We start from the raw sequence: 23239 nt of genomic DNA on the forward strand, positions 1-23239 counted from the left end.
AGAGCAGCAGACCGGACCAGCCCACGAAAACGAAGCGGTCGCGCTTGAGCCAGTCGTCGAGGACGTCGAACCATCCACGCGTGGCCGGGGCGCGCCCTAGGGCGATCGTCATGGGTGAAGCGGTGTGGTGAAGCGGTGCGGATTACCCGCAAGGCTGTGGGTTACCGGGGGATGGTAACAACGCTCAACGGCCCTCCGCGCCGGGCTACACGGGCTGATACCGACGACCGGCAGCGAGCCCCGGCCCGCTTCGCGGCAGGATGGCAAGCCATTGCCCCTTCCCCCCGCATGGCTTCGCCTGGCGTCGCTTCCCCCTCCGCCGACGAGCAGGTGCTGGAGCAGCCGGTGCTCGGCTCCCGGCGCCTCTCCAACCTGCTGGTGGCCGCCGCGGTCACGATCGGCGGGGTCGGTTTCGTGCTCACGAGCGCCTCCAGCCGCTTCGGCCGCGACCTGCTGCCCATCGGCCATCCCGCCGACCTGGTCTGGGTGCCCCAGGGTCTGGTGATGGGGCTCTACGGAGTGGCGGCCCTGCTGCTGGCCACCTACCTCTGGCTGGTGATCGGCATCAATGTCGGATCCGGCAGCAACCGCTTCGATCGCCGTGCCGGCGAAGCTCGCATCTGCCGCCGCGGCTTCCGCCGGCTGATCGAGGTGGTGATCCCCCTGCGGGAGATCCAGGCGGTGAAGGTGGAGGTGCGCGATGGCCTCAGTCCCCAGCGACGGCTGGCTCTGCGGGTCCAGGGGCGGCGGGACATGCCCCTGACCAGGGTGGGGGAACCGATGCCCCTGGCGGATCTGGAGCTGTCAGGCGCCCGCCTGGCCCGTTTCCTCGGCGTCCCCCTGGAGGGTCTGTGACCATGGGATCACGCCGAACCGCTGTTTCCCTCGCCCCTGCCTGGATCGGCTGGCGACTGCTGCTCCTGGTCACCCTGGCCCTTGCGCCCCTGGGCCTTGCCGCCTGCGCCGCCGACCCGGGCAGCCCGCCCATGGGCTGCGCGGCGGCCACCACCCCCTGCCTGCAGGGCACGGCGGTGGTGGCCATGGACACCAGCAAGGGGCCGGTGGAGCTGCGCCTCGATGGGGCGGCGGCGCCACTCACGGCGGGTAATTTCGTCGATCTGGTGGGCCGCGGTGTCTACAACGGCACCGTCTTCCACCGGGTGGTGCGGGAACCGGTGCCCTTTGTGGTGCAGGGCGGTGATCCCCGCAGTGCCGATCCCAAGGTGCCCGTCAGCGAGTACGGCACCGGTGGGTTCGTGGACCCGGCCAGCGGCGAATCCCGCCGCATCCCCCTGGAGCTCCGGCTCTCCGGTGAGCCGGAACCCCGTTACGGGGACCAGATCACCAGCCCCACGGCCACCCGTCAGCTGGCCCTGAGCCACGAGCGCGGTGCCCTGGCCATGGCCCGCTCCACCGATCCCAATTCCGCCAGTTCCCAGTTCTACGTGGCCCTTCAGGCCTTGCCGGAACTGGATGGTCGCTACGCGGTGTTCGGCCGGGTCAGCAAGGGGATGGAGGTGGTCGATCGGATCCAGCAGGGCGACAAGCTGATCAGGGCCAGGGTGATCGAGGGCGGCACTCTCGTGCAGAAGAAGCCCTGAGGACGGGAAGCCGCGCCGGCCGGGCTCAGGCCGGCACCCGTTTGTCGGACACGGTGGCCTTGAGCAGCTCGGTGTTCACCCCCGAGGCCCGCTCCAGAGCCACCTTGCCCGTGCGGGCGATCTCCAGGATCCCGTAGGTCTCGAGCAGGCGCTCCAGGGCCACCAGCTTGCCCGGATCTCCCACCACCTCAAGGGTGAGCGCATCGTCGGCCACGTCCACGACCTTGGCCCGGAACACCTGGACCAGATCGAAGATGGCGCTGCGGTTCTCGGCCGGTGCCGCCACCTTCAGCAGCATCAGCTCCCGCTCCACCGCCGGGATGGTGGAGAGATCGATCACCCCGAGCACGTTGATCAGCTTGTTGAGCTGCTTGGTCATCTGCTCGAGGGTGCGGTCGTCCCCCTCCACCACCATGGTCAGGCGCGACATGCCCCGGTGTTCGGCGGGACCCACCGCGAGGCTCTCGATGTTGAATCCCCGCCGGGCGAACAGGCCGGAGATGCGGCTGAGGGCACCCGATTCGTCTTCCACCAGCACCGAGAGGGTGTGCTTCATGTCGGGCTCGTGGGCGGGGTGCGGCGGAAGCCGGTGGGGAAGCCGGCACGTTCGTTCCCAAAGGTACGCGCCGGGGGGAGCACCGCCCTCAGCCCGTCTCCAGGCCGGCCAGCCAGTCGAGTACGGCGCGGTGGAAGGCGGCGGGAGTTTCATCGTGGGGACAGTGGCCGCACTGGTCGATCACCAGAAGGGCGAGGTCGCCGCGCAGGCGCCGGCACTGGTGCGCCACCTCCACCGGCACCAGCCGGTCCTGGCGTCCCCAGACCAGCAGGGCGGGCCGCCGCAGCCGCTGCAGCAGCGCCACGGCGGTGGCGTGGTGAGGCCGCAGGGCCATGGCGATGCTCATGGCCCGCAGGGCCCGCACCGCTCCGGGGCGCCGGGCGGGCCAGGCGATCACCCGGTGCAGCTCCCGGTCCCCGATCACCGGGTGGTGGTAAGCCGACTGGATGCCCAGATCGAGCAGGGGCGAGTGGGCCAGCAAGGGCACCACCAGCTCCAGGGGCAGCAGGCGGCAGAGGACCTGGACCACCAGCCGTTGCAGCCGGCGCCGCCAGGGGCGGCGCCGGGGGGTGTGGCCGGGGGCGTGCCGGTGGGCCATCAGCAGGGTGGGATCGGGCAGGGGGGCGGCGACCACCGCCTTCACCCAACGGGGGAAGTAGACGCTGCAGCTGAGGGCCACCAGACCACCCAGGGAATGGCCCACCAGCACGGCCGGTGCCTGCACCACCTCCGCCAGGAAGGCCTGCACCTGGCGTGCCCAGAGCCGGTTGTCGAGGGCCTGGCGGCGCTGGTGGCCGGGCTGGCTGGAGGAGCCGAAGCCGATCAGGTCGAGGCCGTAGACACACCAGCCCGCGGCAGCCAGGGCAGCGGCGTTGCGACGCCAGTGGCCGCTGCCGGCCCCGAACCCGTGCAGCAGCACCAGGGCCGGCCGGTCCTCGGCGCCCAGACGGCGCCAGTGGCAGCCGTGGCCACGCCACTCCCACAGGGCATGCTCCCCCCAGTCGGCCCCTTCCTGCGCTGCGGCCTCCCCGGGGGCAGGCTGGGGGTCGGCGGACGACACCGATGGTTGCGGCAAGGATCCGGAGTTGAGCGGACCCCTTCACTATTGCGAAGGGCTGGCCCTGGTGGAGACCGGCGGCGGCTTCTTCCGCCCGGCTTCACGCCCAGCCAGGGACTTCGGCGTTCTGCTGGTGCGCGGCCTGGCCGGCCGGTCCGGGGGATGCGGCGCACGGGTGCTGGACGGGATGGCGGGCTGCGGCATCCGGGCCCTGCGCTACGGCCTGGAGGGCGGCGCCACCGCCGTCTGGGCCAACGACGCTGACCCCGACCGGCTGCCCCTGCTGGCGCGGAACCTGGCCCGGCTGCCGGCCTCGCTGGAGCGGCAGGTCAGCGCGCAGACCGCGCAGCAGCTGCTGGCCGGCTGCCTGGGCCAGGGGCGCCGCTTCGACCTGGTGGATCTGGATGCCTTCGGCTGTCCTGCCTCCCTGGTGCCCCTGGCCCTGGAGGCGGTGGCTTTCGGCGGTGTGCTCTACCTGGCCAGCACCGATGGGCGCTCGGCCACGGGCCACGACCGTCGGGCCGCCGTGCGTCGCTTCGGGGCCGCCGCGCGGGCCCACCCCGCCAGCTGGGAGATCGCCCTGCGTCTTCAGCTGGGCCTGCTGGCCCGCTCCGCCTGGGCGATGGGCCGTGGACTCCTGCCTCTGCTGAGCTTCAGCGAAGGACGGGCCTTCCGCACCGCCGTGCGGCTGGAGCGCCACCCCGCCCCCGGGGAGGAGGGGCTGCTGGGCCTGGTGGCCCATTGCCACGGCTGCGGTGATCAGCAGGTGCAGAGTCTGCTGCGGCTGGGCCGCTGGCGGCCCTGCGAGTGCCCCCAGGCCCCGTCCGGGGAGCCGTCGGCCCTTGCGGTGAGCGGTCCGCTCTGGATCGGGCCGCTGCAGGATGCCCTTACCCTTGCGGGGATGCTGCAGGCCGCCGACGGGGAGGGCGCCTGCCTGGAGCGCCAGGGCCGGCGGCTGCTGGAACGGCTCCGCAGCGATCCTGCGGCGACGCCCCGTTGCTGGCCCGTGGATGCCATTGCCCGCCGGCTGGGGCAGGGACCCCCTCCGCTGGCCGACCTGGTGGCGGCGCTGGCTGCGGCGGGTTTCACCACGGCGGCCAGCGGGGTGATGGCCGGCCAGCTGCGCAGCGAGGCGCCCTGGCCCGTGGTGCTGGCCACCGCCCGGCGGCTGGTCGCCGCCACGGCTGCTAAATAGGTACCCCGTTCCCCTTCCGTCCGGGCCATGGCCTCTGAAATCTTCGGCATCGCCGCCATCTTCTGGGTGCTGATCCCCGTCGGACTGGCCGGAGGTGCCCTGCTGCTCAGGCTTCTGAAAGACTGAGGCCTTGCCGGGGCGGTGGCGATCGCGTCGCCGCCGGACGCACCTCTAGGCTCAGCCCGCTTCCATTGCAGGGGTCCATGAAGGTTCTTGTCATCGGTGGAACAGGAACCCTCGGACGCCAGATCGCCCGGCGTGCCCTTGATGGCGGCCACCTGGTCCGCTGCATGGTGCGCTCTCCCCGCAAGGCCGCCTTCCTGCAGGAATGGGGCTGCGAGCTCACCCGCGGAGATCTGCTGGAACCCGACAGCCTCGATTACGCCCTCGAGGGCCAGGAGGCCGTGATCGATGCCGCCACGGCCCGGGCCACCGATGGAGGCAGCGCCTACGAGATCGACTGGGACGGCAAGCAGAACCTGTTCGCGGCCTGTCGCCGGGCGGGGCAGACCCGGGTGGTGTTCGTGTCGCTGCTGGGTGCCGAGAAGCATCGCAGCGTGCCGCTGATGGACATCAAGGCCTGCACCGAGCAGTGGCTCGAGGCCTCCGACTTCGACTACACGATCCTGCGATGCGTGGCCTTCATGCAGGGTCTGATCAGCCAGTTCGCCATCCCGGTGCTGGAGAGCCAGACGGTGTGGGTGAGCGGCTCGCCGACGCCGATCGCCTACATGAACACCCAGGACGTGGCCCGCTTCGCCGTGGCTGCCTTGGAGCGGCCGGAGACGGTGCGCCGTGCCTTCCCGGTGGTGGGTCCGAAGGCCTGGACCACCAGCGAGATCACCCAGCTCTGTGAGCGCTACAGCGGCCGGGAGGCCCGGGTGTTCCGGGTGCCGCCGGTGCTGCTGCAGCTGATGCAGTCGATCACCGGGTTCTTCGAGGCCAGCCTCAACGTGGCCGAACGTCTCGCCTTCGCCGAGGTGGTGGGGGGCGGAGTGCCCCTTGATGCGCCGATGGAGGCAAGCTATGCCGCCTTCGGTCTTGATCCTGCCGAGACCACCCGTCTGGAGGATTACCTCAAGGAGTACTACGACACGATTCTGCGGCGGCTGCGGGAGATGGAGTCGGACCTGGACAAGGAAGCCAAGAAGAAGCTGCCGTTCTGAGCCTTCCGCTCATTCCAGTGCATGTGTACTATGGCCGGGATTGGCGGCGGTCATGGCGATTTCCCAGATCAAGAATTTCCAGCGGCGGCTGGCCAACCTGGAGGAGGAGGCCATCGCTGAGCTCACCCGGGCCTGTGGCCACGAGCTCTGGGCATCACTGGGCTTTGACGCCTTCGACACCATTGAGGACCCGGATCGTCGCGCGAAGGCGAACTATTACTACGGTCAGCTCCAGACGGTCAGGGAACTGAAGGACGCGCTCGCCTGAGCAGGTCCCCCAGCCGTTCGGCCTCCGGAGGAGCCACCTCACGCCAGGCACCGGATTTCAGGCCTTGCAGATCAAGGGGCGGGCCGCCGTCCATGAGATCGATCGCCGTGCGCAGCAGTCGCAGGGTGGGCAGCCCCACGGCCGCTGTCATGCGCCGCACCTGCCGGTTCCGCCCTTCCCGCAGCTCCAGTGCCAGCCAGCCGGTGGGCACCCGCAGGCGATGGCGGATCGGCGGCTCCCTCTCCGGCAGGCCCGGATCCTCGACGGCCCTGGCCCGGGCCGGCAGCGTGGGCCGACCCTGGATTGTGACGCCCTGCCTCAGGCCCGCCAGGGCCGGCTCGGTGATCACCCCCTCGACCTGGACCAGGTAGCGGCGCCAGTGGCCCCAGGTGGGATCGGTGAGCCGTTGCTGCAGCCGCCCATGGTCGGTGAGCAGCAGCAGACCCTCACTGTCGGCATCGAGACGGCCGGCGGCGTAGACGCCCGGGCGGTGGATGTGGTCAGCCAGGGTGCGCCAGGGGCTGCCTGGTTCCTGCGTGAACTGACTGAGAACCCCGTAGGGCTTGTGGAACAGGAGGGTGGTGGTCACCGCCCTGGCGCTCAGGAGCTTTCGCGGGCCCGCCAGAGGTTGACCACGCCGATCGAGATCAGCAGCAGCCCCAGATCCATCGAGATGGGAGGGAGGATCATGGGGGTTGGGCCGGGTGCGTGCGGTGGCCCGACCCTATCGCTCCGGTCTTCCCTCCGTGCGGGCGAGGGGGCAGGAGGGTCCGGCGCCTAAGCTGAAATCCTGTCGTCCTTCAACGTCCAGTTCTCCCGCATGATCGAAACGTCCGGTGTGATCGAAAAGGAGCAGGGCAACGGGTTCTATCTCGTCACCCTCGAGCAGCCTGCCGGTCACCAGTGCCTCTGCCGGGCGGCGGGCAAGCTCACCAAGTTCCGCATCAAGCTCCTGGCCGGGGACAAGGTACTGGTGGAGATCAGCCCCTACGACCTGACCCGCGGCCGCATCACTTACCGGGAACGTAACGCCGGCGCCACGGGGCCGCGTCCGGGCGGCAACCGTCCCGGCGGTCCCCGGCGTCGCTGATCCGGTTCAGATCTCGAGCAGGCCGTCCGTCTCAGGGCGGCTGCCGAGGTGAAGGTTTCTGGGCAGCATCAAAACATTGGCCTGAAGCAGCTCAGGATGGTCTTCCAGGGTGAGGAGCCATTCACGGAATTCCTCGTTGATGGCGTAGCTGTCCTCGAACAGTTCACGGCCGTCGAGCGCCGCCCGTCGAGCCAGGGCCCAGCAGACGGCCACCGTGACCCGCCGGTGGACAGCAGCATCGAGAGTGGGGTCGAAGCCGCCGTCCTGGTCGCTGGAACCGTCCGCTGGAAAGTCCATCGGGGAGATCTCGGTGGATGTCCTGTTGGGCCCACGTTGGCGGCTGAAGGGCCGTTTCATGGTGTTGGTTGTCACATCGTTGCAGGAAAAGCTCGTGAAAAGGACTGAAATCGGCAGAATTTAAGTTCCTGCTCTGCGGAAACTCGGCAGCACCGGTCCGCCCACACTGAGCATCCGCCCGGCGCCGTCCCCCAGGGCCTGGAGAGGCAGCAGCAGGCTGCTGGCCGGCGCCCCCACGTCACCGGGTGGCTTCTCCCCCGGTCGTGGGCGGATCACGTAGGGCTCGCTCATGGTCCAGCCCCGGGCGTAGCTGATCAGCAGGGGATCGGCCGGTGCGAACACGTAGGAGGGCTGGCGGGGGATCGCTTCCCGGTCCGCCCGTTCCCCATCCATGCGCACGGCCCGGGTGATGGCCTGGACGAAGCGGCTGCGGGTCACGACGGTGGTCAGGTAGGCCACCACCCGCAGGCGGGGCGCATCGAAGCCTTCGGCGCACATGTCGATGCTGACCAGCCAGTCGCCGGCGCCGGCCCGGAACGCGGCCAGGTGGTTCGCCGCCTCCGGATCCTGGGAGTGCACCAGATGCACCCGGTCGCCTTCCTGGCTGAGCAGTTCGGCGATGCGCCCCGCATGGCCGATGTCCCGGGCCACCACCAGCCCCCCGGCCCCGGGGTGCTCCAGCCGCACCCGCTCCAGACGGCGCCGGGCCTGGAGCAGCAGTCGCAGGGCGATGCCGCCCCGGTCTCCGGGTCGGATGGCCCGCCGCAGGTTGCGGGCCCGCCAGCTTTCCCGCTGTTCCGCTGACAGGGGGGATGTCTCGGACTGGCGGCCGTCCTCCGGTCGTCCGTGCTCCACCCAGCCGTCCTGGAACCGGAACTCCAGGGGCCGCACATCGCCCGCGGCGATCAAAGTGCGGGGTTCGACGCAGAGGTCGGGGATGATCCGCTCGGCCGGCCCGTCCTTGTCGTGGACCTGGATCCGGCGGGCGGCGCAGAAGCCCAGGTTGTCGGCCCGGAAGGGGGTGCCGGTCAGCCCGAGGCGCAGCTGGGCGCCGCCGCTGAGGCTGGCGAAGGCGTGTCCCCAGGCCGTGGCCTCCGGTTCCAGGGGATCCACGCCCAGATGGTGGACCTCATCGGCGATCGCCAGCCAGCACTCCTTTTGCAGCGGGCCCATCAGTTCCTCCTCGAGACGCCGACGGTGCAGGGCGGCGGCCTGATAGCTCAGCAACAGGCCACCCTGGCCCGGAGCTGGGGGCGACGGGTCCCCTGCTGCGTCCCATTCGCGCAGATCGAGCCCCAGCCGGCCGGCGGCGGCAACCCACTGGCGAGCGATCGAGCTGCGGTGGCAGAAGACCACGAACCGATCCAGCCGTCCCTCCCCCTGCAGCTGGCGGAAGGCGAGCAGGGCCCCCAGGGTCTTGCCCGCACCCGGACCGGCGTGGATGAGCACGTCCTGACCACCCGGGCTCGCCGCGACCAGCCGGGCCCGCAGCAGCTGGATCATCCGGCGCTGCCAGTCCCGGGGCCGGGGTCCGCCGCCGGCGGGCGCCCCTGCCCCGGGACCCGGGCGGGATCGCAGACCCAGATCGAAGGACGGTGCCGGCATCGGTCGATTCTGCTGCTCCTGCCGGACTCCCGCAGAGGCGGCCAGGGGCTGCCGGTGCCGGTGTCCGCACATTGGCGGCCGGGCGCTTGCCGTTGCCTCCTGCGCTGTTTATTGCAAGGGAAGTGCGTAGGCCCCGTCGTTGGTCAAGTTGCTGATTCCCAGGGAGACCGCTCCCGGCGAACGGAGGGTCGCCGCGACTCCCGAGACCGTCAGGCGTCTGGTGGCCAAGGGGGCGAGCCTGCAGGTGGAGCGGGGGGCCGGGCAGGCCGCCGGTTTTCTCGACGACGATTTCGCCGCCGTCGGTGCCGAGCTTCTGGAGGGCGAGGCCATGGCCTGGGAGGCGGTGGACGGAGTCCTCTGCGTCCAGCCTCCCGGGTCGGCCTCCCTGGGGCGGCTGCAATCGGGTTCCCTGCTGGTGGGTCTGCTGGCGCCCTACGGCGCTGCCGCTCTGGCCCGCACCCTGAACGAGCGGCGCACCTCCGCCATCGCCCTGGAGCTGCTGCCCCGCATCAGCCGGGCCCAGTCGATGGATGTGCTCTCCTCCCAGGCCAACATCGCCGGCTACAAGGCCGTGCTGCTGGCGGCTGCGGCCCTCGACCGCTACGTGCCCATGCTGATGACGGCGGCGGGCACGATCCAGCCCTCGCGGGTGCTGATCCTGGGGGCTGGGGTGGCCGGCCTCCAGGCCCTGGCCACCGCCCGCCGCCTGGGCGGGGTGGTCTACGTGTCGGATGTGCGGCCGGCGGTGAAGGAGCAGGTCGAGTCGCTCGGCGGTCGCTTCATCGATCCCCCGGAGCTGGAGGAGGCGCCGGCGGAGACCGGCGGCTACGCCCGCCAGGCCAGCGAGGCCTTCCTGGCAGCCCAGCGGCGCCAGCTGGCCGAGCAGCTGGCCCTGGCCGACATGGTGATCTGCACCGCCCAGGTGCCCGGCCGGACGGCGCCCCGCCTGATCAGCGAGGAGATGCTCGACGGCATGCGGCCCGGCGCCGTGGTGGTGGATCTGGCGGTGGCCCAGGGGGGCAACTGCTTCGGCACGATTCCCGGTGCCACGGTGGAGCGCCGCGGAGTGCTGCTGATCGGCGCCGACGGCCTGCCCAGCACCGTGCCCAACCACGCCAGCGCCCTCTATGCCCGCAACATCGCTGCCGTGATCGAGCACGTGCTGGGTGAGGAAGGTTTCCGGCTCGATCCGGAGGACCCGATCCTCGACGGCTGCCTCCTCACCCATGGCGGTGTCTGCCGCCGGAACGACATCGTCCAGCCCGCCGACCTGTCCCCCATCGGAGCCCGTTCATGAGCCTTCTTTCGCAGTCCCTGTGGGTGCTGCTGCTGGGCAGCCTGCTGGGGCTGGAGCTGATCGGCAAGGTGCCCCCCACCCTGCACACCCCGCTGATGTCGGGGGCCAACGCCATCAGCGGCATCACCGTGCTGGCCTCCCTCACCCTCATCCAGCACGCCGGTGACCACACCCCCCTGCTGGTGCTCGGCGCCCTCTCCCTGGGCTTCGCTCTCTACAACGTGATCGGCGGCTTCCTCGTCACCGACCGCATGCTCGCCATGTTCCGCCGCAAGGCCGACAGCCGATGACCTTCTCCATGGATTTCTTCGCCGGCGCCATCGATCTGGCCGCCGTGCTGCTGCTGGCCCTGGGCATCAAGGGGCTCTCCAAGGTGCGTTCCGCCCGTGGCGCCAACGGCCTGGCCGCCCTGGCCATGGGCCTGGCGGTGCTGGGGCTGCTGATCGAGATCCGCCCTGATCCGATCGCCTGGCTGTGGATCGCCGCCGGCACCGCCGCGGGCGGCCTGGCGGGCCTGCTCACCGCCCGGAGGGTGCCGATGACCGCCATGCCCGAGACCGTGGCCCTGTTCAACGGCTGCGGCGGCATGGCCTCCCTGCTGGTGGCCATCGGGGTGGCCCTGTTCGATGCCGGCGATGCCGACATCGTGGCGCTGGTGTCGATCGCCGTCTCGGTGTTCGTGGGCGCCATCACCTTCAGCGGCTCGATCGTGGCCATGGCCAAGCTCCAGGGCTGGCTCGACACCCCGGGCTGGACCCAGAGCCGCCTGCGCCACGGCGTCAACATCTCCCTGGCCGTGCTCTGCCTGGTGGCGGCGGTGCTGCTGCCAGGGGATCCCGGCGGCCTGCCCCTGTGGCTGCTGGTGGGGGGCTCCACCCTGCTGGGCATCGGCGTCACCCTGCCCATCGGCGGCGCCGACATGCCGGTGGTCATCTCCCTGCTCAACTCCTATTCGGGCGTGGCGGCGGCGGCGGCGGGCTTCGTGGTGGGCAGTCAGCTGCTGATCGTGGCCGGCGCCATGGTGGGGGCGGCGGGCCTGATCCTCACCCAGGTGATGTGCACCGCCATGAACCGTTCCCTGGTGTCGGTGCTGTTCGGCGGCGCCCTCGGCGCCAGCGGCGGTGCCGTTGGCGGCGGCGGCAGCGAGGCGGGCTACACCCGCATCACCAGCTGCAGCGCCGAGGAATGCGCCATGGCCCTGGAGCAGGCCGAGCGGGTGGTGTTCGTGCCCGGCTACGGCCTGGCGGTGGCTCAGGCCCAGCATTCCCTGCGCGAGCTGGCCAAGCTTCTCGAGGCCCATGGTGTGGAGGTGAGCTACGCCATCCATCCGGTGGCGGGGCGCATGCCCGGCCACATGAACGTGCTGCTGGCCGAGGCCGACGTGCCCTACGAGCAGCTGCTGGAGATGGACCTGGTCAACCCCGAGTTTCCCCGCACCGACGTGGTGATCGTGCTGGGGGCCAACGACGTGGTGAATCCCCAGGCCAAGAACGATCCCACCAGCCCCCTCTATGGCATGCCCGTGCTGGAGGTGGACCAGGCCCGGCAGGTGTTCGTGGTCAAGCGCAGCCTCGGGGCGGGCTACGCCGGCATCAACAACGCCCTGTTCGAGATGCCCCAGACGGCCATGGTGTTCGGGGATGCCAAGGCGGTGCTGAACGGGCTCCTCACGGAGCTGCGCTCCCTGGGAGTGGGCAAGGCGAAGGTGGCCGCCTGAGCGCGGCCCTCTGACGGTGCGGGGAGGGTGAGGATGGGAAGCGATGGGCTTCTGCTCCCGCTTCCCCACTCCTGTTCCGTCCCGGTTCCGGTTGTGTCCCAGCTTCCCGATCTCCTCGGCCTGACCCCGTTCCGCCAGAGGTCCCCCTGGATCGGGGGTGATCTGCAGACCCTGCGGGACACCCTGCGGCCCCTGCGTTTTCCCCCCGAGCGGGGGGAGGAGGTGGCCATCGATCTGGGCAGCGGCGACCGGCTGGTGGGTCTGCTGGACCGCCCGTCCTCCGGCCCGCCGAAGGGCCTGGTGGTGGTGCTGCATGGCCTGGGCGGCTGCAGCGACGGCCCCGGCCCCCGGCGGCTGGCCCTCGCCCTGGGGGGCGCGGGTTTTGCGGTGCTGCGCCTCAACCTGCGCGGGGCGGGCCGGGGGCGGCCCCTCGCCCGGGGCAGCTACTGCGCCCTGTGCCTTGAGGATCTGGCTCCGGCCCTGGCCCGGGCGCGGCAGCTGGCGTTCCACCTGGCCCTGGAGGCCGGCGCCGACGCCCCGCCCCTGCCGGTCTACGGCGCCGGCATCTCCCTGGGGGGCACGGTGCTGTTGAACGGCTGTCTGGCCGGCCTGGCCCTGGATGGCCTGGTCTGCGTCAGCAGTCCCCTCGATCTGGCGGTCTGCGCCCTGCAGTTCGAGCGGCGCCGCAACCGGGTGTACCAGCGCTGGCTGATGGATCGCCTGCGGAAGCAGACCCTCGCCGATCCCGGCGGGGTGACGGAGGACGAGCGCCGCGCCCTGGAGGGGCCGGAGCGGGCCCGCACGATCCGGGGCTTCGACGCCGCCATCACCGCTCCGCGCTGGGGCTTTGATTCCGTTGCGGCCTATTACGCCGCCGCCAGTCCCCTGGCGGCCCTGCTGGAGGGCTGCCCGCTGCCCCCCACCCTGCTGATCCACGCCGGCGACGATCCCTGGGTGCCCGTCGGCCCCCTGCGGCAGCTGGCGGCGGCCGTCGGCGGACGGGAGGGATCGGTGGTGCGGGTGTTGATCACCACCCGCGGGGGCCACAACGGTTTCCACGCGCCCGGCGATGCGCCCTGGGCCTGCTGGGCCGATCGGCTGGCGGCGGCCTGGCTGGGGCGCTTCAACCCGCGGCAGGCATCTGGCTGAAGGGGGTGCGGCGCAGGATCCACTCCTCCACCGGCGCACCGCCGATGATGTGCTCCAGCAGGATCCGCTCGATGCGCTCCGCGGTCACGCCGCCGTAGGTGATGCCCTCGGGCCAGACCAGCAGCACCGGGCCATCGGCGCAGATCCGCAGGCAGTCGGCCTTGGTGCGAAGCACCACGCCCTCGGGGCGGAGGGGGTCCTCCAGCCCCAGCGCGCGGATCCGTTCCTTGAGCCGGCCCCAGCTCGCCGCTCCCACGGCGGGATCGCCGCAGAGGGCTTTGGTGGGGGTGGCGCAGAGCAGCAGGTGGTGCTGGACCCCGCTCATGCCGGCAGCGCCGTGCGGGGCTGGCCGTGGAGGCTGATGGCGGCCTCCCGGGTGGCCTGGCGGGCCCAGGCGTCCACGGCCAGCACGTCGTCGAGGCAGGGGTCGCTGTGGTGGTCGACCCGGTGGCGATCGCAGACCCGCTCGATCAGCTGGGGAATGGCCAGGAAGGGGATCGCCTCCTCCAGGAACAGGGCGACGGCCTGCTCGTTGGCGGCGTTGAGCACGGCCGGCATGGTGCCGCCGGCCCGGCCGGCGGCGTAGGCCAGGGCCATGCAGGGGTACTTGGCCCTGTCGGGAGCGCTGAAGTTGAGCTGGCCGACGGCGGTGAGATCCAGCCGCCGCCAGGGGGTGTCGAGCCGCTCCGGCCAGCTCAGGCAGTAGAGCAGGGGCAGCTTCATGTCGGGCCAGCCCAGCTGGGCCAGTACCGAGGTGTCGGCCAGTTCCACCATCGAATGGATGATGCTCTGGGGGTGGATGACGATCTCGATGTGGTCGTAGTCGAGGCCGAAGAGATAGTGGGCCTCGATCACCTCCAGCCCTTTGTTCATCAGGGTGGCGGAATCCACGGTGATCTTGCGCCCCATGCTCCAGTTGGGGTGGCTGGTGGCATCGGCCACGGTGGCCTTGGCCAGGTCGGCGGCGGGCCAGTCACGGAAGGCGCCGCCGGAGGCGGTGAGCTGGATGCGGCGCAGGCCCGGGGTGGGCACGCCGGTGGAGAGGCGGGCGGTGTCGGCCCAGGGGGTGCCCTGCAGGCACTGGAAGATGGCGGAATGCTCCGAATCGGCGGGCAGCAGCCGGCTGCCGCTTTTCTGGAGTTCGGGCAGCACCACCGGCCCGGCGGCGATCAGGGTCTCCTTGTTGGCCAGGGCCAGGTCCTTGCCGGCGCGGATCGCCGCCAGGGTGGGCAGCAGGCCGGCGCACCCCACGATCCCGGTCACCACCAGATCGGCGCTGCCCCAGGCGGCGGCCGTGCAGAGCCCGTCGGCGCCGCCCACCAGCTCGGGCAGACGGCTGGGGCGACGGCCGGGCTCAAGGGCCTCCAGTCGCTGACGCAGATCGGTGAGGCGGTCGGCGTCGGCGAGGGCCACCAGTTCGGGCCCGTGGCAGAGGATCTGCTCCACCAGCAGGTCGAGGTTGTTGCCGGCGCTGAGGGCCACCACCCGGAAGCGGTCGGGGAACTCGCGCGCGATCTCCAGGGTCTGGGTGCCGATCGATCCGGTGGAGCCCAGGACGCTGATGGCCTTCACAGCTGGCTCCCCGTAAGGTTCGTGGCGATCCAGTGTCCCATCTCCTCCCTCGCCATGGCCGACGGCCTGCCTGATTCAGCGTCCCCCGCCGCACCGGCGGCGGCGAAGGCCGGTGGTTTCTCGCTGCCCTATGTGGTGGCCTGCGGTCTGGCGATGGGCACGGCGGACGTGGTGCCGGGGGTGTCCGGCGGCAGCATGGCGTTCATCCTGGGCATCTACGGCGAGCTGCTGGAGGCCATCGCCGGCTTCGACCTGGGCCTGCTGGCCCTGCTGCGCCGGGGCCAGTGGCAGGCGGCGGCGGCGCGGATCCACCTCGGTTTCCTGCTGCCGCTGGTGGCGGGGCTGGCGGTGTCGGTGCTGGTGATGGTGCGGCCGATCACCTGGCTCTACGCCGCACATCCGGTGTTCCTGTTCGCCTTCTTCTTCGGCCTGATCCTGGGGGCCATCCTGCTGATCGCCCGCCATGCCCACTGGGGTGCCCAGGGGCTGGTGGCGATGGCGGCGGGGGTGGTGCTGGCCCTGCTGCTGGTCACCCAGGCGCCGGTGACCATGCCCCACGACCCCTTCACCCTGTTCTGGAGCGGGGCGGTGGCGATCATGGCGATGATCCTGCCGGGCATCTCCGGCTCCTTCCTGCTCCTGGTGCTGGGCCAGTACCAGTACGTGATGGAGGGGGTGAAGGCCTTCGATCTGCCGATCCTGCTGCCCTTCGCCGCCGGCTGCGCCATCGGCCTGATCAGCTTCGTGCGGCTGCTGCGCTGGCTGCTGCACCGCTATCACGGCCAGGTGGTGGCCCTGCTGGTGGGTTTCATGGCCGGCTCCCTGTGGAAGATCTGGCCGTTCCGCACGGTGATCGAATCCACCCGCAACGCCAAGGGCAAGCTGATCGTGCTGCGGGATGCCCTGGCGCCCCCCCCCGACGCCGGCAGTCTGGTGGTGGCGGCTGTTCTGGCCGCCGCGGGCATCGCCCTGGTGGTGGGCATCGAGCAGCTGCAGCACCGGGTGGGGGTGGAGGAGATGGGCGGCTGAACGGGCACCCCGGCGCGACGGCCGGGCACCCTGGCTTAACTGGTGCCACAACGATCCCCTGTCATGTCGTGGCTGCAGCGCTGGAACTTCATCGAACGGGCCCGGATCGAGCGCCAGCTGTGGGACGCCTTTGAGCGCCGGGAGGATCTGGACGCCCTGGTGGGGGGCTGCCGTGAGGCGGTGGCGGCGGGGGACCGGGATCGCGCTTTTCAGCTGGAGGTGTGGCAGAGCACCCTGGAGAGGATCCGCAAGCTCGAGAAGCTGATGGCCGGGCGGACACCGGGCCCCTGAGGACGGCGGGCATGATCGTATTCAGATGGCGCCGACCGGCTGTGGGCCCGCCAGCGGCGCAGACCGTTGCCACGCCTGATGCACCAGGGGCCACACCGCTTCAGGCGGGAGGCCGTCCATGCAGGCGTGCCACTCCAGCGGACAGACGGGGTTGCGATAGTGGGCCTGGAAGCAGCCGCTGCAGTGGTGGCCGCTGTTGCCGATCCAGACGTGCTCGGCCCGGGGGGCCCAGAGGTCACGGGGGCTGGCACCGATACCTTCGACGTCGGTACCGAACAGGGCCACGGTGGGGCAGCCTGCAGCCGCAGCCAGGTGCAGGGGGCCGGAATCCACGGCGATGCACAGGCGGCTGCGTGCCAGGGCGCCGACCAGGGCCGGCAGGGGAAGCTGACCGCGCAGATCCCGGATGCCGGAGCGGGTCAGCAGATCGCGCTCCAGCCGGTCTCCTGGATGTCGGGGTTCAGCGGGGGGCGGACCGCCGATCAGGCCGATGGACCTCGCCGGCAGACCCAGCTCCCGGCAGAGACGCTTGAGCAGCGCCAGCCAGCTCTCCAGGGGCCACAGTTTGGCGGGGCGTTCGCCGCTCACCGCGATCAGCACCGGTGGCAGTCCGGCCGGTGGCGGCAGAGCGGGAAGGTCCACCCGCTCGTAGTCGGTGTCGATCCAGGCCACGCGGCAGTGGAGCTCGCGGATGCTGTTGCTGCCGATCCAGCCGCGGTAGCGCTCCACAAGGTGGGGGCTGGCCCAGTGGGGATCCACAGCGAGGGCATGGAGGGGATGGTCGCCGGTGGGGATCGGTGCCGCCCCCACCACGAAGCGGGGTGCCAGGGACCGGACCCAGGCGATGGTGTGGGGGGCGTGGCCATCGGCGTTGATCACCAGATCCACCGCCTGGCCCCCAGGAGCCTGGCCCTGTTGCCACTGCTCCAGGGCCGGCAGGGCGGCCGGCCCCAGCTCCGCCAGGGGAAGGCTGGCGTCGATCCAGGGGTTGAGGCGCTCCAGCTCGCGGGTGCGCCGGCTGCCCACGTAGGTGAGCCGGGCGCTGGGGTACTTGTGGCGCAGGCCCCGCAGCAGGGGTTGGAGCACCACGTAGTTACCCAGCTTGGCGGCGCCGAGCACCACGATCTGCGGGCGATGTCCAAGGGGATCGTTCCGAAAGCGCCGCATCAGCAGGCTTCGGTTGCCATGGCCCTGCCGATCGACGGATGGATCGGGCTGCAGCAGGGGCAGGCTCATGGGCCGACGGGCTCGAGCTGCCACTGGCTGAGCCAGCGGCGCATCCAGGTGCCGGGGTGGGGATTCTCCAGGCGGCGCCGGCTGTGGAGCCAGAGGCAGTTGAGCAGGTAGGTGGTGCGGTTGCAGGCCGCCAGGCGCGGGTCGCTGGCGATGGTGGCGCTGGCGCTGGGATTGGCCTGCTGCTGGAGGCTCTGGAGGGCTTCCAGGGTGATCCATTCGACGGCGTCGCAGGCCCGCAGGCGCTCGGTGTAGTCGAGGTCCTCGCAGTAGGCCGGGTGGAAGTTGGCGTCGAACAGGCCCACCCGGTTCCAGGCTGCGGGGGTGATGGCGAAGGCGGAGAACTCCTGGGGCGCGGGCTGCAGCGGCAGGAACTGGGGCCGGGCGGGGTCGACGGTGGCGATCACGCGGGCCAGCACCCCTGGGGCGAAGACCACATCGTTGTTGACCAGAAGGGCGAAGGGCGCCTCGGGGAAGGCGGTGAGAATGGCGTTCCAGCTGGCCGCGACGCCCTGGTTGGCGAAGGGGCGGGCCACCCGCACCCGGCCGATGCCGGCGGGGGGCTCGTGCTCGAGCTGGACCAGCAGATGGGAGAGCGCACCGGCGTCGGCCAGGCCGCTGTCGATGCTGTTGTCGACGATCGCCAACGTCTCGACGGGCTGGTCAAGGCTGTCGAGCAGCCTGACCAGCAGATCGGGCCGATTGAGGATTGGAATCCCCAGCAGGGGGATGCCGGTGGGGCTGGAGGTGTGGGGAAGGATGGCGTCCAGCCGGTCCCAGAAATCGTCCACGGGGGTGGGATCGCCACTGAGGGCGGCGTACTGGGCCAGACAGCCCCAGAGGTCGGGATTGGTGAGTTGCCGGCGACTGGGGGCCACAGGCAGGGTGGCGAAGTAGGCCCTCACCCATAGAAAAAGAAGGGACCTGGCCGCAGTCAGGTCCCTCGTCTCGATACAGGTGATGTAGTTGCGGGCGAAGCGGTGCTGATCCAATGCGACCACGGCTGGCAGCAGGGAGATCAGCCGAAGGTGACGGAGTCGTTGGTGCTGGAGATGAACGCGCTGTTGTCGGCGTTGTAGACGTACTCCTCTCCACCGATGACCAGCCGATCCCCGTTGCCGGCCCCTGTGATGACGACACCCTTGCCAAGATCGGTCTTTGCACTGATGAAGACCGTGTCGATGTCGGAGTCCCCTCCCAGATCGATCCTGGTTTTTTGGACCTTGTCGTAGAAACTGATCTCGTCAGCCCCCTGACCAGCGGCGATGTTGACGTTCTTGACGGCTCCGCCGAAGAGCAGGGTGTCGTCTCCTCCGCCCGTGGCGAAGGTGGTGGAAGTGGTATTGCCGAGGATGATGACCTCGTCGGCACCACTGCCCGAGGTGAGGAACGAATCCTTGACCGGTCCGGAAATGACCTTGTTGTCGCCTTCCCCGAGGGAAACGAATCCATCCACCACATTCGTGGACAGCAGCTGGTCGTTGCCTTCCTTGAGATCCAGGGTCAGATCAGTGGACTTCCCGAAGAGGTTGACGGCATTGGCGTCACTGTTGCCGACGTAGGAGACGTCATTGGTCTTGCCGCTGATCGTCGTCTTGGTATCGCCGGAAGTGGGGCCCTTGATGTCCAGATTGTTGATGCTGCCCTTCGGCCCGGGGATGATCCCGCTCTGGATGAAGGTGCCGTTATTGGTTGTGAATACCTTGGCGCCTTTACCAGCGTCCTGGAAGACCGTCTCACCAACTTCTGGGACAAATATCGAAAGGGTCGCTGATGGAGCCATGGGAAGGCCTTAGGTGAGCTGATGTGTGCGCAGAGTAGTTCGGCGACTTGGCTGCATCTTGTCGCCTACGCATCATTTTCCTGCGATATCCTTCAAGAATCAGCATTCATTCATTTTGTGATTGCCAATTCACAGACTTGTTGGGCCAGGCTTAATGATCGACGCTGTCTGGGCTCAAAGGGGGCCGACTTTCTCCTGGTTCAAAAGGGATTCGTTAAGGCTTGAGGGACTTTCACGGCAACTCTTAAGGCGTCGGTGCCCTCCCGGGCCGCTGCTTGGCTGTGGTGCTCCGTTCAGGATGGGTTCCATGCCCGAGCTTCCCGCCGACCCGGAACTCCGCCTGCTGCTGGCGGAAGCCCGAGGGGCGGAGCACTCAAACGAGTGGCGTGAGGCCGCCTGCGTCTATCTGGACGCTGTTGAGACCCACCCTGAGAGTGCCGAGCTGGCTCTGCGCGCTGCCAACGCCCTCTGGCTTTCGGACCAGCCGGAGGAGGCCCTGGTGCTCTACCAGCGCGCCTCCTTCCTGGCATCGGAAAGCCCGGCCCCTCTGATGGGGGTGGGCAACTGTCTGCGGGATCTCAATCGCTTCGAGGCGGCAGACCGGGCTTTCCGGGCCAGCCGCACCCTTTTGGATTCCCCCGAGGTGGCCTGCAACCACGCCTCTCTGCTGATCGGCCTGGAGGCCTACGACGAGGCCTTCGCCCTCGCTGAACGTCGTTTCGAGCTTCCCGGCGCGGGGCCGTCTCCCAATGGTGGGGTGGCAGCCGTCCTGGCCGGTGCAGCGCTGCTGCGCGTCCGGAGCGAGCAGGGACTGGGCGATGGGCTCCAGTACCTGCGCTGGATTCCCTCCCTTCAGCACCACGCGGCGAGCCGCGGACAGTCGGTGGTGCTGGAGGTGGAGCAGACCCTGGTGGCCCTGCTGCAGGAGGGACTGGCCTGGCTCCCCACCCCCCCTGCCGTCCGCACCAGGCCTGAGGGGAGCACCGGGGACGGTGTGGTGAGTCTCCTGTCGCTGCCGGCGGTCCTGGGTGGTGCCCCCTGCCCCCAGCCCCCCGGTCCGGATGGTCGCGGCACCTATCTGCGCGGGCTGGGGGGGGCGGCGGCGGATCCGGGGGATGGGGACGGTCGGCGCCCACGGATCGGCCTCACCTGGGCCAGTGGCCGCAAGCTCTCCACTGGCTTCACCCTGCGGGAGTACCGCAAGCGCAGCCTCCCTGCTCCGGCGCTGCAGCGTCTGGTGGAGGGCGTGGTGGCTCTCGGCGCCGAGCCCGTGCTGCTCCAGCAGGGCGAGGACCGGGAGATGGCGCTGCCGTTGAAGCCGCTTGTGGCCGATGAGATCGAGCCGCACGGAGATCTGCTGGCCACCGCACGGGTGCTCGCCACAACCGATCTGCTGATCACGGTGGACACGGCCATGGCCCATCTGGCCGGCGCCATGGGCCATCCCGCCTGGGTGCTGCTTCCCTTCAGCGCCGATCCCCGCTGGCTGCGGGAGCGGGACGACAGCCCCTGGTACCCCAGTCTGCGGCTGTTTCGCCAGCGCCCTGAGCGGGACTGGTCTCCCGTGGTGGAAGCCGTGCTGCTGGCCCTGACGCAGCGGTTCCGTCGCCGCTGAGCGCTGCACCGCCAGTCAGCGCAGCACCCGCAGGCTGCGAATCAGACCTTCATAGGTCCTGGCGGCGCGGTTGACCTCATAGCGGGCGGCGATGGTGGCCCGACCCGCTTCGGCCATGGGGGCGAACGCCATCGGGTCGGCCAGCACGGCTGTGAGCCAGGCGGCCAGCCGATCGGGCTGGTTGAACGGCACGAGCAACCCGTTGTGGCCGTGCCGGATCACTTCGCTGACGGGAGGGTTGTCGGAGCCCACCACCAGGGCGCCGCAGGCCATCGCCTCCAGCAGGCTCCAGGACAGGGCGTAGGGATAGGTGAGGTACACGTGGGCGGCGCTGATCCGGAAGAGGCTCAGCAGGTCCCGGTGGGTCAGGGGCGGCAGGAAATGGAGGCGCTCCAGGGGCAGGCGATGGCCCAGCAGGGCCAGCAGTTCTCCCCGATGGCCGTCACGGTGGGCCGATGGAGCGCCATAGCCCGTGCCGTTGCCGCCGACGATCACCACCCTGGCGTCCGGTCGGGCGGTCAGCACCTCCGGCAGGGAGCGAAGCAGGGTGCGGAAGCCTCGCAGGGGTTCGAGGTTGCGGCTGGCGAAGGTGATCACCGGATCGCCTTTTCGGAGGGTGGGCCCCGATGGCAGCTGGAACGCCTGACCAGCGGAGCCCGGTGTCGGGAGCGGCGGCAGGGCGATGCCCTCATGGAGAACGTGAAAGCGTCCGCGCAGATGGGCCGGGAAGGTGTCGCGCTGGAAGAGGGTGGGCACCACGCAGGCATCGGCTTCGGCGATCGCCGCCAGCCCCATCAGATTGCGTCGTCGCCACTGGGCTCGCAGCGCCGGGGGAGGGGCCCCCAGATCGGCGTCGAAGCCGTAGCCCAGCAGCCGGGGAGCGGCATGGAGCTCGGGGTAGGCGATCAGGACCGCTTCGGGCCAGACATCCGCCAGATGCAGGGCTTCTCCCCAGCCGCTGTGGGCGAGCACGGCATCGGGGACATAGCCCTGCTGCCGCAGCTGCAGGCACCGTTCCAGCACCTGCTGGGCGCGCCGCAGGCTGGTTTCCAGCACCGGATCGAGCAGGTCGTCGGCCAGCTTCGGGGGGCTCCAGTCGTAGTGCAGCCGGGGGCTGCCGGCGGCGGTGGCCCGGGGGGAGGCTCCGAGGCCAAGGACGCGATGGCCGAGGCGTTCGAGGGCGGGAGTCAGATCACGAAACTGGCCAGGGTGATTCTGATGGATCAGCAACAGTTCCATCCGGCAACGCTATTACAATCAGCTTCGATGTCAGTTTCCCTGCGCTATGTCGCTCATGAGTCGCTTGTTTGGGCGCCGCGATACGGTGAGCTGGAGTGAAAGAAAAGGGGAGAATGATGGTATCGGCCTTGAAACCCTGGTGAGTGATCCTGGTCAGCCGACGATCGACCTGTCGCATCGGCCCCGGATCACCCCCTGGTCAGCGGCGCGGCTGAGCACGATCTTTCGCGACTACGCCGCTGATCCTTCCGCCGCACGGCTGGCGGAAGCGCGTCTCGCCCGCCAGTGCCTGTCACAGTTCTGGTTGAACGCACCGATCGATTCCCTGGAGTTTCTTTATGCATCAGAGATCGGTCAGTGCTACCGGACTCTGATCACCACAGATCTGTCTGCCCAGTCTCTTCTGCGTGATGAGGAGACATGGAAGGACCTGCTCTGCCAGCGACTTTTCTCTGGTCTGGAGCGCCCGGAGACGGCTAATCTCCTGTTGGCGGTGATGCCCTATTTCCGCCGGGGCAAGATGAAGGTGCGCCACTGCGACAAGAACGTTCCGAGTTGGCTCCTGGAGGACTACGCGAGTCTGTTTGAGCCTGAACTGCTGCCGCGGTTGCGTCAGCCCAGCATCACGGTGCGGAAGGCCTTGGCACCTGTGGGTCACCGGGCCGAACGGATCGTGGATCCGGCCGCCGGTCCGGCCCTCGAGGCGGCGTTGCCGGGGCTTCCGCGTCTGGCCTCCCACACCGGTGAGCAGGCCCTGCAACTCACGGCTAGCGAGGAGTTCCTCACTCGCCTGAGCGGCCTGGTGAACCTCTTTGAGATCGATCCCACCGATGCGGACATTCTCCAGGAGCTGGCGAGCTTCCGCCGTCAGATCGGTCAGATCTGGCTGGACACCCCTGATGAACAGGTCAAGGTCCTGTTTGATGCACCCTTCGGGGAGGCCTACCGCAAGTTGTTGCGCAGCGGCTATGTGGCCGTGCCGCTGGCGGACCAGGACCGCCAGCTGCGGCTGGATCTGGCCCGCTACGTCCGCAACATGACCCGACCCAAGGCGCTCCAGGTGGTTCTGGCAGTGCTGCCCTTCTTCCCCCCGGGAAAGATCGAATTCGCCGGCGGCGAACAGTTCATGCCCCAGTGGCTGCTGGGGACCCTGCCGACGCTGTATGTGAAGGCCTGAGCGCTCGGGCCCCGGCCTGTCTGCGGCCGGGTCACTCATTCGTGGAACTCCTTCCACAGCAGCCAGTAGGTGAGGTAGCCGAGCAGGGGCAGCAGCACCATGGGGGCCAGGGCGAGCAGGCCCACCACGGGCGGCAGTTGGCTCAGCAGCCAGAGCAGCCCCAGTCCATAGGTCGCAAAGGCCAGGCCGATGCCCACCGGGCGCCGCAGCAGGCGCTCCCTGCAGCGCAGGCGCCAGGCCTTGAAGCGCCGCCGGCGCCGTTCCTGCGCCGGCACGAAGCGCCACCAGTCACCCCGGGGCAT

27 protein-coding genes and 1 pseudogene are annotated in these 23239 nt (G+C 69.9%); 15 read left to right on the forward strand and 13 right to left on the reverse strand.

Annotated elements, in window-relative coordinates:
- Positions 1-112: pseudogene (locus tag KUG41_RS00005) on the reverse strand (photosystem II D2 protein (photosystem q(a) protein)); the annotation flags it as partial.
- 176 nt (positions 113-288) lie between these two features.
- On the opposite strand from KUG41_RS00005, the gene KUG41_RS00010 reads away from it, so the two are divergent.
- Both KUG41_RS00010 and KUG41_RS00015 read left to right on the forward strand, forming a co-directional pair.
- A complete protein-coding gene (locus tag KUG41_RS00010) occupies positions 289-855 on the forward strand; it encodes a photosystem I assembly protein Ycf4 (RefSeq protein ID WP_216899822.1) in 567 nt (188 codons plus the stop codon).
- Positions 856-857: 2 nt separating this feature from the next.
- On the forward strand, positions 858-1601 hold the full coding sequence (locus tag KUG41_RS00015; protein WP_216899824.1) for a peptidylprolyl isomerase: 744 nt from the start codon (positions 858-860) through the stop codon (positions 1599-1601).
- A gap of 25 nt (positions 1602-1626) precedes the next feature.
- On the opposite strand, the gene ilvN is transcribed toward KUG41_RS00015, so the two are convergent.
- Positions 1627-2157 (reverse strand): acetolactate synthase small subunit, encoded by a 531-nt coding sequence (gene ilvN / locus KUG41_RS00020; RefSeq protein ID WP_216899826.1) that lies wholly within the window; start codon positions 2155-2157, stop codon positions 1627-1629.
- An 88-nt stretch (positions 2158-2245) separates the two neighbouring features.
- Positions 2246-3217 carry an alpha/beta fold hydrolase gene (locus KUG41_RS00025; RefSeq protein ID WP_216899828.1) on the reverse strand — a complete coding sequence of 324 codons (972 nt, stop codon included), beginning with the start codon at positions 3215-3217 and terminating at the stop codon, positions 2246-2248.
- 25 nt (positions 3218-3242) lie between these two features.
- Here KUG41_RS00025 and KUG41_RS00030 point away from each other — a divergent pair, with 25 nt between their 5' ends.
- The 4 genes from KUG41_RS00030 to KUG41_RS00045 all read left to right on the forward strand — a co-directional run bounded on the left by KUG41_RS00030 (position 3243) and on the right by KUG41_RS00045 (position 5843).
- The gene (locus tag KUG41_RS00030; RefSeq protein WP_254216665.1) at positions 3243-4409 is read left to right on the forward strand and encodes a N2,N2-dimethylguanosine tRNA methyltransferase; all 1167 of its coding nucleotides are present in this window, start codon (positions 3243-3245) and stop codon (positions 4407-4409) included.
- Positions 4410-4436: 27 nt separating this feature from the next.
- Positions 4437-4535 (forward strand): cytochrome b6-f complex subunit PetM, encoded by a 99-nt coding sequence (gene petM, locus KUG41_RS00035; RefSeq protein ID WP_216899830.1) that lies wholly within the window; start codon positions 4437-4439, stop codon positions 4533-4535.
- 77 nt (positions 4536-4612) lie between these two features.
- Complete coding sequence (locus KUG41_RS00040; RefSeq protein ID WP_216899832.1) at positions 4613-5575, forward strand: NAD(P)H-binding protein; 963 nt, start codon at positions 4613-4615, stop codon at positions 5573-5575.
- Positions 5576-5627: 52 nt separating this feature from the next.
- Positions 5628-5843 (forward strand): hypothetical protein, encoded by a 216-nt coding sequence (locus tag KUG41_RS00045; protein ID WP_216899833.1) that lies wholly within the window; start codon positions 5628-5630, stop codon positions 5841-5843.
- On the opposite strand, the gene KUG41_RS00050 is transcribed toward KUG41_RS00045, so the two are convergent.
- Complete coding sequence (locus KUG41_RS00050; RefSeq protein ID WP_216899835.1) at positions 5815-6432, reverse strand: pseudouridine synthase; 618 nt, start codon at positions 6430-6432, stop codon at positions 5815-5817. The two genes, KUG41_RS00045 and KUG41_RS00050, sit on opposite strands and share 29 nt — an antisense overlap.
- Positions 6433-6663: 231 nt before the next feature.
- Between KUG41_RS00050 and infA the strand changes: the two genes are divergently transcribed.
- Entirely contained in the window at positions 6664-6933 is a 270-nt protein-coding gene (gene infA, locus KUG41_RS00055; RefSeq protein WP_015108791.1) for a translation initiation factor IF-1, read from the forward strand.
- Between the two features lie 6 nt (positions 6934-6939).
- On the opposite strand, the gene KUG41_RS00060 is transcribed toward infA, so the two are convergent.
- Both KUG41_RS00060 and KUG41_RS00065 read right to left on the reverse strand, forming a co-directional pair.
- Complete coding sequence (locus KUG41_RS00060; RefSeq protein WP_216899837.1) at positions 6940-7230, reverse strand: hypothetical protein; 291 nt, start codon at positions 7228-7230, stop codon at positions 6940-6942.
- Between the two features lie 120 nt (positions 7231-7350).
- A complete protein-coding gene (locus KUG41_RS00065; RefSeq protein ID WP_216899839.1) occupies positions 7351-8835 on the reverse strand; it encodes a DEAD/DEAH box helicase in 1485 nt (494 codons plus the stop codon).
- A gap of 139 nt (positions 8836-8974) precedes the next feature.
- On the opposite strand from KUG41_RS00065, the gene KUG41_RS00070 reads away from it, so the two are divergent.
- The 4 genes from KUG41_RS00070 to KUG41_RS00085 all read left to right on the forward strand — a co-directional run bounded on the left by KUG41_RS00070 (position 8975) and on the right by KUG41_RS00085 (position 12998).
- Positions 8975-10132: an NAD(P) transhydrogenase subunit alpha gene (locus tag KUG41_RS00070; protein WP_216899841.1), complete on the forward strand. Its 1158-nt coding sequence runs from the start codon at positions 8975-8977 to the stop codon at positions 10130-10132.
- The gene (locus KUG41_RS00075) at positions 10129-10422 is read left to right on the forward strand and encodes an NAD(P) transhydrogenase subunit alpha (RefSeq protein ID WP_216899843.1); all 294 of its coding nucleotides are present in this window, start codon (positions 10129-10131) and stop codon (positions 10420-10422) included. The genes KUG41_RS00070 and KUG41_RS00075 overlap by 4 nt, the downstream gene beginning before the upstream one ends.
- Positions 10419-11849, forward strand: a complete 1431-nt coding sequence (locus KUG41_RS00080; RefSeq protein WP_254216666.1) for an NAD(P)(+) transhydrogenase (Re/Si-specific) subunit beta — start codon at positions 10419-10421, stop codon at positions 11847-11849. The genes KUG41_RS00075 and KUG41_RS00080 overlap by 4 nt, the downstream gene beginning before the upstream one ends.
- A gap of 93 nt (positions 11850-11942) precedes the next feature.
- The gene (locus KUG41_RS00085) at positions 11943-12998 is read left to right on the forward strand and encodes a YheT family hydrolase (RefSeq protein WP_371733976.1); all 1056 of its coding nucleotides are present in this window, start codon (positions 11943-11945) and stop codon (positions 12996-12998) included.
- Here the strand turns inward: KUG41_RS00085 and KUG41_RS00090 are convergent.
- Entirely contained in the window at positions 12973-13323 is a 351-nt protein-coding gene (locus KUG41_RS00090; protein ID WP_216899847.1) for a ferredoxin, read from the reverse strand. The two genes, KUG41_RS00085 and KUG41_RS00090, sit on opposite strands and share 26 nt — an antisense overlap.
- Complete coding sequence (locus KUG41_RS00095) at positions 13320-14570, reverse strand: 1-deoxy-D-xylulose-5-phosphate reductoisomerase (protein WP_216899849.1); 1251 nt, start codon at positions 14568-14570, stop codon at positions 13320-13322. Before KUG41_RS00095 ends, KUG41_RS00090 begins: the two co-directional genes overlap by 4 nt.
- A gap of 21 nt (positions 14571-14591) precedes the next feature.
- Between KUG41_RS00095 and KUG41_RS00100 the strand changes: the two genes are divergently transcribed.
- Both KUG41_RS00100 and KUG41_RS00105 read left to right on the forward strand, forming a co-directional pair.
- Positions 14592-15599 carry a DUF368 domain-containing protein gene (locus KUG41_RS00100; RefSeq protein WP_371733977.1) on the forward strand — a complete coding sequence of 336 codons (1008 nt, stop codon included), beginning with the start codon at positions 14592-14594 and terminating at the stop codon, positions 15597-15599.
- A gap of 63 nt (positions 15600-15662) precedes the next feature.
- Positions 15663-15890: a hypothetical protein gene (locus tag KUG41_RS00105; protein ID WP_216899851.1), complete on the forward strand. Its 228-nt coding sequence runs from the start codon at positions 15663-15665 to the stop codon at positions 15888-15890.
- A gap of 21 nt (positions 15891-15911) precedes the next feature.
- Here the strand turns inward: KUG41_RS00105 and KUG41_RS00110 are convergent, their stop codons facing one another.
- From KUG41_RS00110 to KUG41_RS00120, 3 genes are read right to left on the reverse strand one after another with little or no spacing between them, the layout of a single operon-like run.
- Entirely contained in the window at positions 15912-17126 is a 1215-nt protein-coding gene (locus KUG41_RS00110; RefSeq protein WP_216899853.1) for a glycosyltransferase family 9 protein, read from the reverse strand.
- Positions 17123-18124: a hypothetical protein gene (locus KUG41_RS00115; protein ID WP_216899855.1), complete on the reverse strand. Its 1002-nt coding sequence runs from the start codon at positions 18122-18124 to the stop codon at positions 17123-17125. The genes KUG41_RS00110 and KUG41_RS00115 overlap by 4 nt, the downstream gene beginning before the upstream one ends.
- A gap of 17 nt (positions 18125-18141) precedes the next feature.
- Positions 18142-18906: a hypothetical protein gene (locus KUG41_RS00120; protein ID WP_216899857.1), complete on the reverse strand. Its 765-nt coding sequence runs from the start codon at positions 18904-18906 to the stop codon at positions 18142-18144.
- A gap of 307 nt (positions 18907-19213) precedes the next feature.
- On the opposite strand from KUG41_RS00120, the gene KUG41_RS00125 reads away from it, so the two are divergent.
- On the forward strand, positions 19214-20521 hold the full coding sequence (locus tag KUG41_RS00125; protein ID WP_216899859.1) for a tetratricopeptide repeat-containing glycosyltransferase family protein: 1308 nt from the start codon (positions 19214-19216) through the stop codon (positions 20519-20521).
- A 15-nt stretch (positions 20522-20536) separates the two neighbouring features.
- Here the strand turns inward: KUG41_RS00125 and KUG41_RS00130 are convergent, their stop codons facing one another.
- Positions 20537-21760 (reverse strand): glycosyltransferase, encoded by a 1224-nt coding sequence (locus KUG41_RS00130; protein ID WP_216899861.1) that lies wholly within the window; start codon positions 21758-21760, stop codon positions 20537-20539.
- Positions 21761-21899: 139 nt separating this feature from the next.
- On the opposite strand from KUG41_RS00130, the gene KUG41_RS00135 reads away from it, so the two are divergent.
- Entirely contained in the window at positions 21900-22937 is a 1038-nt protein-coding gene (locus KUG41_RS00135; RefSeq protein ID WP_216899863.1) for a hypothetical protein, read from the forward strand.
- 35 nt (positions 22938-22972) lie between these two features.
- On the opposite strand, the gene KUG41_RS00140 is transcribed toward KUG41_RS00135, so the two are convergent.
- The gene (locus KUG41_RS00140; RefSeq protein WP_216899865.1) at positions 22973-23239 is read right to left on the reverse strand and encodes a hypothetical protein; all 267 of its coding nucleotides are present in this window, start codon (positions 23237-23239) and stop codon (positions 22973-22975) included.

Source organism: Synechococcus sp. CCY 9618, assembly GCF_019038415.1.
In the GTDB taxonomy this organism is placed as follows: domain Bacteria; phylum Cyanobacteriota; class Cyanobacteriia; order PCC-6307; family Cyanobiaceae; genus Cyanobium.